Origin of the sequence: Candidatus Sodalis endolongispinus, from assembly GCF_018777395.1 — a bacterium.
GTDB classification, from domain to species: Bacteria; Pseudomonadota; Gammaproteobacteria; order Enterobacterales; family Enterobacteriaceae; genus Sodalis_B; species Sodalis_B endolongispinus.
Map to the genome: position 1 here is coordinate 2,295,443 of NZ_JAFJYC010000001.1, position 16,028 is coordinate 2,311,470.

At 56.1% G+C, this 16,028-nt stretch carries 8 protein-coding genes, 1 other RNA gene and 6 pseudogenes; 7 read left to right on the forward strand and 8 right to left on the reverse strand.

Annotated elements, in window-relative coordinates:
* The first annotated feature begins 111 nt into the window (after positions 1-111).
* Positions 112-801: a helix-hairpin-helix domain-containing protein gene (locus JZM24_RS19735; RefSeq protein ID WP_376775525.1), complete on the forward strand. Its 690-nt coding sequence runs from the start codon at positions 112-114 to the stop codon at positions 799-801.
* 247 nt (positions 802-1,048) lie between these two features.
* Here JZM24_RS19735 and queC read toward each other — a convergent pair.
* Both queC and JZM24_RS11085 read right to left on the reverse strand, forming a co-directional pair.
* Positions 1,049-1,742: pseudogene (gene queC / locus JZM24_RS11080) on the reverse strand (7-cyano-7-deazaguanine synthase QueC).
* A 96-nt stretch (positions 1,743-1,838) separates the two neighbouring features.
* Positions 1,839-2,875: pseudogene (locus JZM24_RS11085) on the reverse strand (PLP-dependent cysteine synthase family protein).
* A gap of 348 nt (positions 2,876-3,223) precedes the next feature.
* On the opposite strand from JZM24_RS11085, the pseudogene JZM24_RS11090 reads away from it, so the two are divergent.
* The 5 genes and pseudogenes from JZM24_RS11090 to JZM24_RS11110 all read left to right on the forward strand — a co-directional run bounded on the left by JZM24_RS11090 (position 3,224) and on the right by JZM24_RS11110 (position 9,587).
* Positions 3,224-4,993: pseudogene (locus JZM24_RS11090) on the forward strand (SmdA family multidrug ABC transporter permease/ATP-binding protein).
* Positions 4,986-6,761: pseudogene (locus tag JZM24_RS11095) on the forward strand (SmdB family multidrug efflux ABC transporter permease/ATP-binding protein). Before JZM24_RS11090 ends, JZM24_RS11095 begins: the two co-directional pseudogenes overlap by 8 nt.
* 377 nt (positions 6,762-7,138) lie before the next feature.
* Positions 7,139-7,463: pseudogene (gene glnK, locus JZM24_RS11100) on the forward strand (P-II family nitrogen regulator).
* A 36-nt stretch (positions 7,464-7,499) separates the two neighbouring features.
* Complete coding sequence (gene amtB, locus JZM24_RS11105; protein ID WP_215669670.1) at positions 7,500-8,768, forward strand: ammonium transporter AmtB; 1,269 nt, start codon at positions 7,500-7,502, stop codon at positions 8,766-8,768.
* A 261-nt stretch (positions 8,769-9,029) separates the two neighbouring features.
* Positions 9,030-9,587, forward strand: a complete 558-nt coding sequence (locus tag JZM24_RS11110; protein ID WP_215670127.1) for a YbaY family lipoprotein — start codon at positions 9,030-9,032, stop codon at positions 9,585-9,587.
* Between the two features lie 440 nt (positions 9,588-10,027).
* Here the strand turns inward: JZM24_RS11110 and JZM24_RS11115 are convergent, their stop codons facing one another.
* Positions 10,028-10,357 carry an MGMT family protein gene (locus tag JZM24_RS11115; RefSeq protein WP_215669671.1) on the reverse strand — a complete coding sequence of 110 codons (330 nt, stop codon included), beginning with the start codon at positions 10,355-10,357 and terminating at the stop codon, positions 10,028-10,030.
* Between the two features lie 201 nt (positions 10,358-10,558).
* On the opposite strand from JZM24_RS11115, the gene ffs reads away from it, so the two are divergent.
* Positions 10,559-10,655, forward strand: an RNA gene (ffs, locus tag JZM24_RS11120) — signal recognition particle sRNA small type.
* Between the two features lie 491 nt (positions 10,656-11,146).
* On the opposite strand, the gene JZM24_RS11125 is transcribed toward ffs, so the two are convergent.
* From JZM24_RS11125 to JZM24_RS11145, 5 genes and pseudogenes are all read right to left on the reverse strand, one after another.
* Positions 11,147-11,350: an HHA domain-containing protein gene (locus tag JZM24_RS11125; protein ID WP_011410544.1), complete on the reverse strand. Its 204-nt coding sequence runs from the start codon at positions 11,348-11,350 to the stop codon at positions 11,147-11,149.
* A 46-nt stretch (positions 11,351-11,396) separates the two neighbouring features.
* The gene (gene tomB, locus JZM24_RS11130; RefSeq protein WP_215669672.1) at positions 11,397-11,756 is read right to left on the reverse strand and encodes an Hha toxicity modulator TomB; all 360 of its coding nucleotides are present in this window, start codon (positions 11,754-11,756) and stop codon (positions 11,397-11,399) included.
* Positions 11,757-12,282: 526 nt separating this feature from the next.
* On the reverse strand, positions 12,283-12,423 hold the full coding sequence (ykgO, locus tag JZM24_RS11135) for a type B 50S ribosomal protein L36 (protein ID WP_215669673.1): 141 nt from the start codon (positions 12,421-12,423) through the stop codon (positions 12,283-12,285).
* A gap of 24 nt (positions 12,424-12,447) precedes the next feature.
* Positions 12,448-12,672 carry a 50S ribosomal protein L31 gene (gene rpmE, locus JZM24_RS11140; protein WP_215669674.1) on the reverse strand — a complete coding sequence of 75 codons (225 nt, stop codon included), beginning with the start codon at positions 12,670-12,672 and terminating at the stop codon, positions 12,448-12,450.
* A gap of 187 nt (positions 12,673-12,859) precedes the next feature.
* Positions 12,860-16,013: pseudogene (locus tag JZM24_RS11145) on the reverse strand (efflux RND transporter permease subunit).
* Positions 16,014-16,028 lie beyond the last annotated feature (15 nt).

The following is a 16,028-nucleotide window of genomic DNA, read 5'->3' on the forward strand; positions in this document are numbered from 1 at the left end:
GCAATAGCTTCAGGCCGCTTTCGCGGCCTGTTGCGTTTCCTGCCGCGGGCGATAGCGGAAAGCAGAACGCCAAGGCATGCTCTGACGGGAATACACTACGGAGAAAAGAGCATGCGACAACCGATTCTGACCAGGACGTTACTTACCCTCATCGCTGTCCTATCCCTGCAATGCGCCGGCCCGGTGCAGGCCACCCTGACCGACGAGGCGGCGTTGCCCCCCCTCACCTGCGAAGCCGCGTTGGCACCCACCACCGCCGATAAAGCCACCCAGACCGATCCCGTTACATTTGAGGCGACGCTGCCGCTGGAAAGCGCGCAGGCGCCGATGGATTACCAGACCACGGACACGGCCCCCCCGGACATCCAGGAAAAAGCCGCACGCCCCACCGCTAGCGTCACGGCGCGCCCTATCCCGACAGGGAGCAAGAAAGCCTCAGGGGGTAAGCGAGAGAAAAAAGCGCCTGGCGGTTCAGCCAGACAAAGCGCCGGCGGCACAGTGTCGCGGGACACACCGAAGAGTCGCAGGCCGGCCGAAGCGCCGCGGGTGCTGGAACCCATAGATGAGGTCGCGCCGGCTACGGACGGTTCGGCGGAGGATGAAGAGGACAAAATCAGTATCAACACCGCGTCGCTGGACGAGCTGGTGGACGGGTTAAAAGGCATCGGGCCTAAAAAGGGTCAGGCGATTATTGACTACCGTAATCAGCACGGGCCGTTTGCGCAAATTGAAGACTTGGAAAAGGTCAAAGGCATTGGCCCGGCGACGATGGCACGGCTCAAAGAGTGTCTAAAGCTGTAGGCGCCGCGGGCGTGGACCGCAAGCGCGGCATATTTCTGGTCCACGAAAGGCGTTATCGCTGTTGTCTACGGCTCAGGGCGGCGGTGTCGCCCTGATGCGACCAGGGCGCCAGTAATGGTTTTACCCCACTTGGCTGCGGTTTGTGGCGCTGAAGTTGCTATTGGCGCCGCCTCGTGACGATTCATGGCTGCGTTATAGCCCTTGCGCCATCAGACTGCTGCTGCCGTTTATGGCGTCGGTGTTGCACTTAGCGCAGGCCGGTTTTAGCTTTTAGTGAGGCCATGACCGCCTGAGGCTGCGCGTTGTAGGCCGTCAGTCCGCGCGCGCAAGTGGCAGGCCGCGCACTGTCCGCAGCCGTCGCCTTTGATGCCGTTATAGCAGGTAAGCGTATCGTGACGCACCCGATCGAGTTGGTGATAGTAATCCGCCAGCGCCCAGGTTTCGGCTTTGTCCAGCCACATCAGCGGTGTAATGAAGTGCAGCTCGCGCGCCATACCGAGATTGACTGCGGCATTCAGCGCTTTGATAAAGTCATCGCGGCAATCGGGATAACCGGAAAAATCTGTCTCGCAAACGCCGGTGATAACCGCGCTTGCCTCGACCTGATAGGCGTAAATGGCGGCCAGGGATAAAAACAGGATATTCCGGCCGGGGACAAAGGTGCTGGGCAGACCGTCGACGGTATCTTCGTAACCCGGTACCGGAATATTGTCGCGGGTCAGGCTGCTGACTGCCAGTGCATTAAGCAGGCCGGCGTCGATCACTTTGTGTGCGCGGGCGCCCAACTGCAACGCCAGCGCGCGGGCGACGTCGATTTCCGCCCGATGACGCTGGCCGTAGTCAAAGGTAACGCAATGGACTTCGTCATACTGACTTAACGCCTGGATAAGGCAGGTTGTTGAATCCTGCCCGCCGCTGAACACCACTACTGCTCGTTTCATCTGTCCCATTCACTCTTAATGGCAAAGGATATAGGGTACTGTCTCTGCCTGCGGATGAACAGTAGCGGAGGCGAAGAATCCGGCGGGCGAATGGCGTTACAGATTTTCCAGCTCTGCCTGCCATGGACGGATATCGCCGATATGTTCGCTGACCCACGCCGGCTGATAGTAGGTGTCGCTATAGCGTTCACCGCCGTCGCATAAAAGCGTCACAATGGCTCCCGCTTCGCCGGCGGCACGCATCCGTTTGGCCAATTGCAGCGCGCCCCACATGTTGGTGCCGGTAGAGCCGCCGACGCGACGGCCGAGCAGTGATTCCAACCATCCAAGCGTAGCGATGCTTGCGCCGTCGGGGACGGTCATCATTTCATCAATCACGCCGGAGATAAACGACGGCTCTACCCGCGGCCTGCCGATGCCCTCAATACGGCTCGGCCGATTGTGGGTCAGGTTGGGATCGCCCTGGCGAAAAAAGCATGAAACACCGAATTTTCCGGGTCGACGACCATGAGGCGTGTAGGGTGGCCCTGATAACTAATATAGCGTCCAAGCGTTGCGGAGGTGCCGCCGGTACCGGCACTCATCACCACCCAGGAGGGCTGAGGGAAGGGCTCACGCGCCATCTGACGCCAAATGCTTTCGGCGATATTGTTATTCCCGCGCCAGTCGGTAGCCCGCTCGGCGTAGGTGAATTGGTCCATATAGTGGCCGTTCAGTTCGCGCGCCAGCCGTTTAGCCTCGTCATAAATCAATCCGCCGTGGCTGACGAAATGGCAGCGGCCGCCGTGGTTCTCGATTTGTTCAATCTTTCGTCGTGCGGTGCATTCCGGCACCACGGCGATAAACGGCACCCCCAGCAGGCGAGCGAAGTACGCCTCGGAAACGGCGGTGCTACCGGACGAGGCTTCGATAATAGGTTTATCTTGCCGGATCCAGCCGTTGCAGAGCCCGTAGAGAAACAGAGAATGGGCAAGCCGATGTTTCAGGCTACCGGAGGGATGGGTACTCTCATCCTTGAGATAGAAAATAATATCGGGAAAGGACGGCAACGTAAGTCGGATCAAATGGGTATCCGCCGAGCGCTGGAAATCACACGCTATCTCGTTTACCGCCTGTGCTGCCCATGAAGACATACTTATAGTCCTTATAATGAGTCCGAATATAGCCTAACCGGAACGGCGGAAAAACGCTTCGCTTTTTTTATCTCTATTCGGCTAATAGTGGAAAATATTTCTCTTATTTTTGCTTTATGAAGCTTAAATAAGCTAGTAATGACCTATTTAATTGTTTTTTTCCCTACGCTGCCAACGCCAAGAAGCGTTAAGCGTATTGGCGGTTAACGCCGGCGCGTCACACGCCAATGGGTGTTCTCGCTGGGCATCATGTCAGCATTAATTTCTTAATCACGGTATAATACGGCGACAATGCTGCCCGGCGCGCGACGCGGCGATTTGGCCCTATTTATTTTGGAATAACGCTTCGTGAGATTATTTGCACAATTAGGATGGTTTTTTCGCCGCGAGTGGCGGCACTACCTGGGTGCTGTGATGCTGCTGGTCATCATCGCACTATTACAATTAGTGCCGCCACGGCTGGTGGGCATTATCATCGATAGCGTAGTAGCGGGTCAGGCCACCGGGCGTCATTTGGCACTGTGGCTAGGGGTGATGGCCGTAACGGCCGTGCTGGTCTACGGCCTGCGTTATGTTTGGCGCATTTTGTTATTTGGCGCTGCTTACCGGCTGGCGGTGGAGCTGCGCGACCGGCTCTATCATCTGCTCAGCCGGCAACTACCGGGCTTTTATCTGCGCCACCGTACTGGCGATCTGATGGCGCGCGCTACGAATGATGTCGACCGCGTAGTTTTCGCCGCCGGCGAAGGCGTGCTGACGCTGGTGGATTCGCTGGTGATGGGCTGCTCGGTATTGCTGGTGATGAGTCTGCAAATCAGCTGGCAGTTAACCTTGTTGGCGCTCTTGCCGATGCCGGTAATGGCGGTCATTATCAAACGGGACGGTCAGCGTTTTCACCAGCGTTTTCGCGTGGCGCAGGCGGCGTTTTCCTCGCTGAATAATCAGGCGCAGGAAAATCTGGCCAGCATCCGCATGATCAAGGCTTTCGGCCTCGAACAACATCAGTCGGCGCGTTTTGCCGCCGTTGCCTTGGAAGCCGGCGACAAAAACATGCACGTGGCCCGGGTGGATGCCCGCTTCGACCCGACTATCTACCTGACGGTGGGGCTATCCAATTTACTGGCGGTCGGCGGCGGCAGCTGGTTGGTGATGCGCGGCGCCATGACGCTCGGTCAACTGACCAGCTTTATCGTGTATCTTGGCCTGATGATCTGGCCGATGCTCGCCCTTGCCTGGATGTTCAACATCGTCGAGCGCGGCAGCGCGGCCTATAGCCGTATCCGCCAGACGCTGGAAGAACGAACGGAGGTTGAGGATGGCACGTTATCCGTTCCCGCGGGACGGGGAACCCTGAGTGTGGCGATAGGCGCCTTTCGTTATCCCCACACCCGGGATCCTGCGCTGCAGGCCATTAATCTTACGCTGGCTCCCGGGCAGATGCTGGGCGTGTGAGGTCCTACCGGCGCCGGTAAAAGTACGCTTCTGGCGCTGATCCTGCGACAGTTTGACGTTAGCGAAGGAGAGATACGCTTTCACGACCTGCCCTTGACCGCGCTGGCGCTTGATCAATGGCGCAGCCGTCTGGCGGTGGTGAGTCAGACGCCTTTTCTATTTTCCGACAGCGTCGCCAGCAATATCGCCCTCGGCCGCCCGGACGCCACGGCGCAGCAAATTGAGGAGGCGGCGCGGTTGTCCTGCGTGCACGAGGACATCCTGCGCCTTCCCCAGGGGTACCAAACAGAGGTCGGGGAGCGCGGCGTCATGCTGTCCGGCGGTCAGAAACAGCGGCTGGCGATTGCCCGCGCGCTATTACTGGACGCAGAGATCCTGGTCCTGGATGATGCGCTGTCGGCGGTTGATGGGCGCACCGAACACAACATATTGCATAACCTGCGACGCTTCGGCGCTCACCGGACGGTAATTATTATCGCGCACCGGCTGTCGGCGCTGCAGGGCGCGAGCGAGATACTGGTGTTAAAACAAGGTCGAGTCGGCCAGCGCGGCGATCATTCATCGTTGCAGCAGCAGCCTGGCTGGTACAGGGACATGTACCGCTATCAGCAACTGGAAGCCGCCATTGAACAGGAACCCCACCCCAAGGAGACGGGCGATGCGTAACTGGACTAGCCTCTGGCCGACCCTCAAGCGGCTGCTTGCCTATGGCCGGCCACACCGCAGGCCGTTAACGCTGGCGGTCCTGATGCTGTGGTTGGCGGCGGCGGCGGAAGTTGCCGGGCCGATAGTGATTAGCTATTTCATCGATCATATTCTGCCGGAGAAAATGATGCCGTTTTGGACGGTGGCCGGCCTGGTACTGGTTTTTCTCGCGCTACAGGTGCTGGCGGCCGCGCTGCGCTATTTTCAAGCGCTACTGTTTAACCGCACAGCGTTAAGCGTCGTGCAGCAACTGCGTACGGAAGTGATGGACGCCGCGCTGCGCCAGCCATTGAGCGTGTTCGATACCCAGCCGGTAGGGCAGCTTATTTCCAGGGTCACTAATGATACCGAAGTGGTGAAAGATCTGTACGTCACGGTGGTCGCTTCCGTGCTGCGCAGCGTGGCGTTAATCGGTGCCATGCTGGTAGCGATGTTTTTACTGGACTGGCGTCTGGCATGCATCTCGCTGATTTTGTTCCCGGTAGTCATTGTGGTTATGTGGTTGTATCAGCATTACAGCACGCCGATTGTCCGGCGGCTGCGGACCTATGTCGCCGATATCAATGATGGTTTCAATGAAGCTATCAACGGTATGGGGGTCATTCAGCAATTCCGTCAGCAACAGCGTTTTGGCGCCAAGCTTCAGCGGGAGAGCCATGCCCACTTGCAGACCCGTATGGCGACGCTGCGGCTGGAGGGCTACTTATTGCGCCCGATGCTCAGCCTGCTGTTCGCACTTATTTTGTGCGGTATGCTGTTGTTGTTCGGGCTCAGCCCGCGCGTGGCGATAGGTGTGGTGGTGCTTTACGCCTTTATCAACTACCTCGGCCGGCTGAACGAGCCGCTTATTGAGCTGACATCCCAGCAGTCAATCATGCAGCAGGCAGCGGTGGCTGGGGAGCGTATCTTTGAATTAATGGAGGGTCCCGCACAGCACTATGGTCTGGATGATCGTCCCCTCGGCGGCGGTGCGATTGCGGTGCGCGACCTTGAGTTTGCTTACCGTCGCGGACTGCCGGTGCTGCGCCACATTTCGCTAACGGCGCCGGCGAAAAGCTTTATCGCCCTGGTGTGGCATACCGGAAGCGGTAAAAGTACTCTGGCTAGCCTGATGATGGGGTATTACCCGGTAAACCCAGGGACGCTGTTGTTGGACGGCCGGCCGATTGAAACCCTCAGCCACCGGGTATTGCGCCAGGGGGTAGCGATGGTGCAGCAGGATCCGGTGGTCATGGCCGAAACGGTTTATGCCAATGTGACCCTCGGACGGGAGCTCAGCGAGCAACAGGTCTGGCACGCGCTTGAACAGGTGCAACTGGAACCGCTGGTGCGCACCTTACCGGGCGGGCTGCACGCTTAACTGGGAGAGCAGGGCAATACGCTGTCGGTCGGACAAAAGCAACTGCTGGCCTTGGCGCGGGTGCTGGTCTCTACGCCGGCGATACTGATCCTTGACGAAGCTACCGCCAATATCGATTCTGGAACCGAACAGGCGATTGCGCGCGCGCTGCAGGCGGTGCGGCGCCATACGACGCTCATGGTCATCGCCCACCGGCTGTCGACAGTGGTTGAGGCGGACCAGATCCTGTTGCTACATCGCGGAGAGGTGGTGGAGCGCGGTACCCATGCCGCCTTGCTGCAGGCGCGAGGCCGCTATTATCAAATGTATCAGTTGCAACAGGCGGGCCAGGCGTTGCACGCCGAAGAGCCCCAGGTACTGTCCGCCTGAAGGCGCTTTGGCGCGTTGCGCACCTGTCAGCGCCGGCGCTACCGGCTTCCTTCTCGCGGCGGAAGCGGTAGCACCGTACCCCTTAGCTAAACATTCGCGGCAATCGAATGCCCACTTAGCCAAATACGCACTGTGAATGGGCATTTATGTGCCATTTTTGTGACAGACGCACCTTTTTTTGGCATTAAGCACCCGTTTGGTGCGTTACCGGGTTGTTGATCTTTCAATTTTACCCCGACGGCCAGCGTTAAAACGGGCAGCCGCCAAAGGAATAGCCTGCTAACGGTAAATTTTTATGTCAAAACATTTGTGGCACATGCTTTGCTTTAGTTGGGCGTAATGGTCGCGAGTCGGGACTCAATTTTCGAGGGGTACATATGAAGCTGGTAACCGTGGTGATTAAGCCATTTAAATTGGAAGATGTGCGTGAAGCGCTTTCCTCTGTAGGTATTCAGGGGCTGACGGTCACTGAAGTAAAAGGATTTGGGCGTCAGAAAGGCCCTGCCGAGCTATATCGCGGCGCTGAGTATAGCGTTAATTTTCTACCGAAAGTGAAAATTGATATCGCTATTGCCGATGATCAGCTTGATGAAGGTGATTGACGTGATTAGCAAAGCGGCTTACACCGGCAAAATTTTTGTTGCTGAACTTCAGCGGGTTATTCGCATTCGTACCTGCGAAACCGACGAAGCGGCACTTTAACGTTATGCGCTATTCGTAGAAAGGGATGAATAAAAAATGAAAAAACTAGTCTCACTCACCGCTGTTGGCGCTGCAGCCCTTTTGCCGTCCTGGGCCATGGCTGCGGCACCCGCGGCCGACAAGGCCGATAACGCGTTTATGATGATAAGCACCGCGCTGGTGCTGTTTATGACCCTGCAGGGGATTGCGCTTTTTTACGGTGGCTTGCTGCGCGGGAAAAACGTGTTGTCGATGCTGACGCAGGTGGCAGTCACCTTCGCTCTGGTCTGTGTGCTGTGGATGATCTATGGCTATTCGCTGACGTTCGGCACCGGTAACGCCGCCTTCTTCGGCGATTTCAGCATGATAATGCTGAAAAGCATCGGAGTGACCGCGCTGACCGGCAGTTTCTATCAGCTGATCCATGTCGCCTTCCAGTGCTCCTTTGCCTGTATTACCGTCGGCCTTATCGTCGGCGCGCTGGCGGAACGCATCCGTTTCTCGGCGGTGCTGACCTTCTCCTATCTGCCGATGGCGCATATGGTATGGGCGGGTGGCTTCCTGGCATCGCTTGGGGCATTGGACTTTGCCGGCGGTACGGTGGTGCATATCAATGCCGCCAGCGCCGGGCTGGTCGGAGCTTACCTGCTGGGAAAACGCGCCGGCTTTGGTAAAGAAGCGTTTAAACCGCATAACCTGCCGATGGTGTTTACCGGTACCGCTATCATGTATGTCGGCTGGTTCAGTTTCAACGCCGGCTCCGCCAGCGCCGCCAATGAAATTGCCGGTCTGGCGTTTATTAACACTGTCATGGCCACCGCCGGCGCCATCCTGTCCTGGGTGTTTGTCGAGTGGATGCTGCGCGGTAAACCTTCATTACTGGGCGCGTGCTCCGGCTGTATCGCCGGTCTGGTTGCCATCACTCAGGCTGCCGGTACCGTCGGCGTTGGCGGTGCGCTGGTCATCGGTCTGGTCGGTGGCGCAGCAGGCCTGTGGGGTGTGGTCACCTTGAAGAAATGGCTGAAAGTGGATGACGTTTGTGATGTGTTTGGCGTCCACGGTGTCTGTGGCATCGTCGGTTGTCTCCTGACCGGCGTATTCTCATCCGCGTCTTTGGTCGGTACCGGTTATGCTGAAGGCGTCACCATGGGACATCAGGTCTGGGTACAGCTTATAAGTGTAGTGGTGTGTCTGATCTGGTCTGGTGTGGTCGCGTTTATCGGCTTCAAAATCGCCGATATGATGGTAGGCCTGCGCGTTTCTGAAGAGCAAGAACGCGAAGGTCTGGACGTAAACAGCCACGGCGAAAACGCCTACAACCCTTAATCACCGGCGATTGCCGGTCCGCAGACCGGCCGTTCTGGTCACCCCTGGCGGGAGCCTTTGTGCTCCCGCTTTTTTTATGGGTGCCGTTTACCCACACAGGTAGGGCTGGCGAGAAAATGTCCTCCTTGACCCGGTGACAGGAAAATTCCGGAGTCTTGTGCCATGATTAAAGCCTTGGGTGGTATGAACCACCATCGCATTCGCCACGAGGTGTTAAACGGTGGTGAAGGTCCGGCAAATAATAAGAAGGAGAAGCGAAAGATGAAACTCTGGCAGATTGTTGCGGGTGTTGCCTTGGGCGCTACGCTTGCAGGATGCGCGGATAAAAGCGCCAATATTCCCACCCCCGCGTTTAAAGCGCCGGGAACCGCTCAGCATGGCGCCATCAGCCAGCCGGCGGTGAGCGGTACGGTTTATATCCGCGAGCGCATAGCGCTACCGCCGGACGCGGCGCTGACGGTGACACTGTCCGATGCCACCATCCCTGATACCCCGTCCAAGGTCATTGCGCAGCGCGTCGTGCGTACGGAGGGTAAACAGGCACCGTTCAGCTTTGTGTTGCCGTTCAACCCCTCGGATATTCAGACCAACGCCCGCATCCTGTTAAGCGCCGCTATCACCGTCGATGGACGTGTGGTGATGATTACCGAACAGGTTAAAATGGCGGTCACCCAAGGCGGAACGCGCCATGACCTGACGCTGATACCGGTTCAGTCGGTTGCTTTGCCCACGCAAACCAAGCCCGCGACCACGATTCCATTAAGTTCGCCGACGCAGGTGACCCCATCGAGCAGTGTTCCGGCGCCAACGTCATTTTAACAGCCATGGCGTACGCGTAAATCACGGCCGTACGTTACCTCTGTTAACCGCATTAATCCTGACTGACGGCCGCGGGTTTGCGGCGGCCGTCAGCTAACCGCGTTAATCCTCACTGATGGCCGCAAGTTTGCGTCGGCCGTCAGCTAACCGCATTAATCCTCACTGATGGCCGCAGGTCAGCGGCGGCCGTCAGCTAACCGCATTAATCCTCATGATGGCCGCAGGTCAGCGGCGCCCGCCTGTTAGCCACGTTAAGCTTCACTGACGGTCGTGGATTAGCGGCGACCCTACTTCGACTGCATCACTTTTTCATGATGACCGTGTGCATCTGCTACCCTTTGCTAACGCCGTCGATTCTCCATGATGGGCATACACCAGCGGTGGCTGCAATTTGGACGCCTCGATTGACCTTATAGGCCGTGCGCCCATCGGCGGCGCGATCATCCGCCATCTTCTGGACGCCAGCGGTAGCGGGCAAGATCAAACCGGCCACTGTCCTGTAGCAGCAGGCCTTCCCCCTGCAGCACGCTGAGCTGACGGTAAAAATCCTCCCCGCTTAAGGAGATAGCGCCGTGACGGTTAACGACCCGGTGCCAGGGAAGTTTGCTGCCTTCGGGCAAATGGCTCAACAGACCGCCAACCTGACGTGCGGCGCGCGGTGCACCGGCCAAACGCGCCACTTCACCATAAGTGGTCAATCGCCCGTACGGGATAGCGGCCACGATGTGATAGACGCGTTGGGAAAAAGTATCTTGAGAGGGATCGGACATATTCCACTTCTACAGTTCAATGTGGCGAGGGAATTATCCTGTCATGTACGGCCCGGCCGCCGCAAGCCGTCTGTGGTGGAGCGTTAATGATGAAGCATATTGGATAAGAAAACGGCGCTTAAACCGACCTGACTTGCAATTACCCAAGCCTTAATTGATAATGCCCCGCGCTCGTTTGAAACGAGCCTTCAATGGAGGCCCCGTGGGTGCTCTCGCAACACTACCTTGTGAACTCGGTCAGGTCCGGAAGGAAGCAGCCGCAGCAAGCGACGTGTGTGCCGGGATGTCGCTGGCGGGGGGGCCTCCACCCATTTCAGCCTCCGCACGCACTGTCCTGACTCAAGAAACCCGCTTGTCTGTGCGATGCCATCCTCTTGCGGGAAAAATAAGGCGTGTTTCCCCGTCATTATCCTTAATTATTGTCGCGGCGAAATCGTATCTGTCCGCCAGTACATTCCCGCCGGGCAGCGGTAAAAATACAATTGTACAAAATGACGTCAGGACAACCCTGCGAAATTGAGGGAAATCCGATGCAATAGGCGCTTGACTTCGCTGCTTTTGACCTGCCTATAGAAAAGTCCAATAATGTTATTAACCAGTATGATAACGCACTTGCCATTTACACCCACGTCGCGCGCAAGACAATAGGAGATTAACCTAACGTCAATGACGCGAAAAAGAGCGATTATCAGCAGGGTCGGGCAATAGCTGATTTAATTGCCGGCGGGCAAAAAAAGGCATTAATAGTCATGTTTATTAACACTAACATTATGTTTAGAATAATCAGTTTTAACGTACATACTTCCAGACGGAAACCGGGACTTTGTCGTACAGCTTGTTCATCGTCAGTTCCGCCAGACGATGATCGGCAGCGGAATTGAATATCTCCAGTTCGTCATCGGACAGTTCATATTTGTTTTTTTCAATCACACGCTCAAGGGTTTCCAGCGTTCGGCACTTCCTCAAGCGCATCAAATAGTCGATCTTTTTCATTTTTACCTTTTTGTACAGTCAGTTGAACAGGAGTGTGCCTACTTTCTCAGGTTGTACAGAGCTCTGTATCCGAGAATGTTCCGAATAAACGCCTGCGGCTACGCCGCCAGCGCTGGATATCGTAATTATTGATGCCATAGCTACTGAACAGGGTAAAAGTATCGTCTAAAAAGGTTTCAACCTGATCGGTAAGCTCACTTTCATTATGGTATTTAAGTTTGAAGATGACAATATTCGCCGCTATGTGCTCAATTAATTCGTTAAGCTGCAAATTGACGGCGGAACTCGGGTCATTTACCCAACCATGATAGCTGTCGCCCAGACTGGCAATGCCTTCATCATAGAGATTTTCACACAGGTATTTCAATTGCGCAATATCGTAGCGTTTGGGTGAATACTCATCCATATCAGCCCTCCTAACACATAGCAATTGCAGTAATCTTAAAACCCGGCTGGGGACATGGATCGATACCCACTTCGCAATTCGACCATTCCAGATTAAAGATAGGATATTTTAGGCGATTTAGCATCCCTTGCTTACATTAACTTACAGTCCCTGAGCCATAGCCTGCCATGACGACAAAGCTCAGGTAAACAGCGTTGGGATTGGGGTCTCAGCGTTCTCTCATTGCCGGTGCGCTGGTGCGGAATGAAACAGTACGGCTGAAATAACATTATACAGTGCTGACGCGCGATGGATACTTTAAAATTAGCAGACATGTCGGATAAATAAAAGAGTGTTTTCTTCTTATTCACTCAATTACAATATTTGTTTACAAATATGCGTAAATCCCCGCATTACCCTTACAACGATCGGGCTTAGGGCGTGTCGCTGCCTGACGGCGACAAATAAAAAGCGCCGAAGGTATCCCCTTCGGCGCCGCCAAGCGCTGACTTTCTCTTTCAGCACCTGCGAAAATTCGCCTTATTTGTCAGCGGCTTTTTTTACGTCCCTGTACCGCCTTGAAGCGCGGATTCGATTTGCAAATGACGTACACACGCCCGCGGCGGTGCACCACCTTACAATCTGGATGACGTGTTTTGGCACTCGCGAGTGAACTTAATACCTGCATCTTTGGCATGTCCTGATGGTTATGTTATGACGGTTGACCGAGGAAACGGCCAAAGCGTTGGTTAAAGCGTGCGGTGCTGCCGTCTTTGGCCACCGTGCGCTGCTTCCCGGTGTAATAAGTGTGCGACGCGCTGGATACCTCCAGGGTAACGTAGGGGTAGGTTTCTCCCTCGTATTCCACGGAACGGATAGTGACGATGGTAGAACCCACCTTGAACCAGACATTGGCCGTGGTGTCGTGAAAAACCACCTGGCGATAAGGGGGGTAATAGCGGGTTTCATCATGCCTCTCCTGATTGCTATATTATAACATACGAATTATAGCGCTAGAAGAGACATTATACAATTGCCGGTCAAGGAGGAGGCGCTTTACGCCGTCGGAGATAAAAAAAGGGCCGCATAGCGGCCCTTGAAGGGGGAACAACGACGTCGCGTCTTTACGGCCGCGGCGGCGGGTTTTCCACCGGATGTCCATGCTCCAGCTCGTCCTGATGGCCTTTTTTACCGAAGCGGCGGCGCACCACCACAAAGAACACTGGTACAAAGAAAATCGCCAGCAGGGTAGCGGTAACCATCCCGCCCATCACGCCGGTACCGACCGCATTTTGCGAGCCGGAGCCGGCGCCGGTGCTGGTCGCCAGCGGCAGTACGCCGAGGATAAAGGAGAGCGACGTCATCAAAATCGGCCGTAAACGCATACGTACCGCTTCCAGCGTGGCTTCCACTAATCCTTTACCTTCTTTCTCCATCAGATCTTTGGCAAATTCCACGATTAATATCGCGTTCTTGGCCGATAGCCCGATGGTGGTCAGCAGACCGACCTGGAAGTAGACGTCATTGTTCAGACCGCGCAGCGTTTCCGCCAGCAGGGCGCCAATCACCCCCAACGGCACTACCAGCATGACCGAGAACGGGATAGACCTGCTCTCATACAGCGCCGCCAGACACAAGAACACCACGATAAGCGATATCGCATACAGCGCCTGGTTGCCGGACAACCGTTCCTGATAGGACATGCCTGTCCAGTCGTAACCGGTTCCCGTCGGCAGTTTGCCCGCCAGTTGTTCCATTAATGACATGGCTTCACCGGTACTTTTACCGGGCGCGGCTTCCCCCTGGATTTCCATTGACGGCAACCCGTTATAACGCTCCAGACGGGGTGAACCGTATTGCCAGCGTGCGGTGGTCACCGCCGAGAGGGGCACCATTTGGTTATCCGAACCGCGTACGTACCAGTTATTGATATCCTGCGGCAGCATACGGTAGGGCGCTTCACCCTGCACATAGACTTTTTTCACGCGACCGCGGTCGATGAAGTCATTGACGTAGCTGCCGCCGAGCGCCGCACCGATGGTGGTGTTGATATCCGACAGCGAAACACCTAGCGCTTCCGCTTTCTCGTGATCGACATCCAGCTTGTACTCGGGCGTATCCTCCAGACCGTTCGGGCGAACGCCCTGCAACACATCAGGATGCTGCGCCACCATCCCCAGCAACTGGTTGCGCGCGGCGGTCAGTTGTTCATGTCCCAGGTTATTCTCATCGATCAGTTCAAAGTCGAAACCGGTCGCGGTCCCCAGCTCGACGATCGCCGGCAGGTTGAACGCCAGCACGATACCGTCCTTGATCTTCGAGAATGCCTGATTGGCACGGGCGGTTATTGCAGGGACCTTATTTTCAGCCCCGGAACGCTCGCCCCAGTCTTTAAGGCTGACGAACACGATACCGGAGTTCTGCCCGCGTCCGGCGAAACCGAACCCGTTAACGGTGAACACCGATCTGACATTGTCTTTCTCGTTGTCAAGATAATACTGGGTCACTTCATCCAGCACATGTTGGGTGCGTTCCTGCGTCGCACCCGCCGGCAGTAAGGTCATCGTCAGGAAGACCCCCTGATCCTCATCCGGCAAGAACGAGGTGGGCAGGCGGATAAACAGCAACGCCATGCCGACCACAATCAGCAGATAAATCAGCAGATAGCGGCCGGTGCTATTCAGAATGTGGCCGATGCTGTCGGTGATGGGTACTTTGATCAAACTTTTTATTAAACCAGCCGAAAAAGCCGGTGGTTTTGCAGTGGTCGCCTTTCTTGATGGGCTTAAGCATGGTGGCGCACAGCGCCGGGGTCAGCACCAGTGCCACAATAACCGACAGGATCATTGCCGACACAATGCTTATGGAGAACTGGCGGTAAATGGCACCGGTTGAACCGCCGAAAAACGCCATCGGTACAAACACGGCGGACAGCACCAGCGCGATCCCCACCAGGGCGCCCTGGATCTGGCACATCTATTTTCGCGTGGCTTCAATGGGACTGAGTCCCTCCTCGGCCATAACGCGCTCGACGTTTTCCACCACCACGATGGCGTCATCCACCAACAGCCCGATAGCCAGCACGCAGGCGAATATCGTCAGAGTGTTAATGGTATAGCCAAATGCCCCCAGAATGGCGAAGGTCCCCAGCAATACCACCGGCACCGCGATAGTCGGGATAAGCGTAGCGCGGAAATTTTGCAAGAACAGATACATTACCAGGAACACCAGGATGATGGCTTCCACCAGGGTTTTTACCACCTCGGTAATGGAAATCTTCACGAACGGTGTGGTGTCGTAGGGGTAAACCACTTTCAGACCGGCGGGGAAGTTAGCCTGCAGCCGCCCCAGCTCCGTTTTGACCGCGTTAGCGGTATCCAGCGCATTGGCGCCGGTGGCGAGCTTGATCCCCAGACCGGTGGCGGGCTGGCCATTGATGCGGGCGATGATGTCGTAACTTTCACCGCCTAGTGCAATAGTCGCCACACCCTTCAGCCGTACCTGCGAACCATCGGGATTGACCTTCAGCTGAATTTTGCCGAATTCCTCGGTCGTCTTCAGCCGGGTCTACACGATAATCGACGCGTTAAGCTGTTGCCCCTTCACCGGCGGCGATCCCCCCAGATGGCCGGCGTCGATTTGGTTGTTCTGGACTTCCAGCGCACTGATGATATCCACCGGCGTTAACTGGAAGTTGTTGAGCTTATTAGGATCGAGCCAGATACGCATCGCATACTGGGCGCCGAACAGCTTCACTTCGCCCACACCGTTGGTACGGCTAATGGGATCTTTCAGCGAGGAGCCGACATAATCCGCGATATCTTCCTGAGTCATGTTTTTATCATCGCTGATAAAACCGGCGACCATGAGGAAGCTGGCGCTGGATTTCTGCACCTGGACACCCTGTTGCTGAACTTCTTGCGGCAGCAGCGGCATCGCCAGCTGAAGTTTGTTTTGCACCTGAACCTGGGCGATATCCGGATCGGCACCCGACTCAAAGGTCAGCGTGATGGTCGCGGTCCCGGACGAGTCGCTATCGGACGCCATATACATCAAATGGTCGATGCCGTTCATATTCTGCTCGACTATCTGCGTCACGCTGTCTTGCAACGTTGAGGCGTCCGCGCCGGGATAGGTAGCGGTGACGCGGATCGTCGGCGGCGCGATAGCCGGATACTGTTCGATGGGCAGCTTAAGTATCGACAGCGCCCCCGCCAGCATGATGATAATGGCAATCACCCATGCGAATATGGGCCGATCGATAAAGTACTTAGACATAAGGGTTACCCGTTC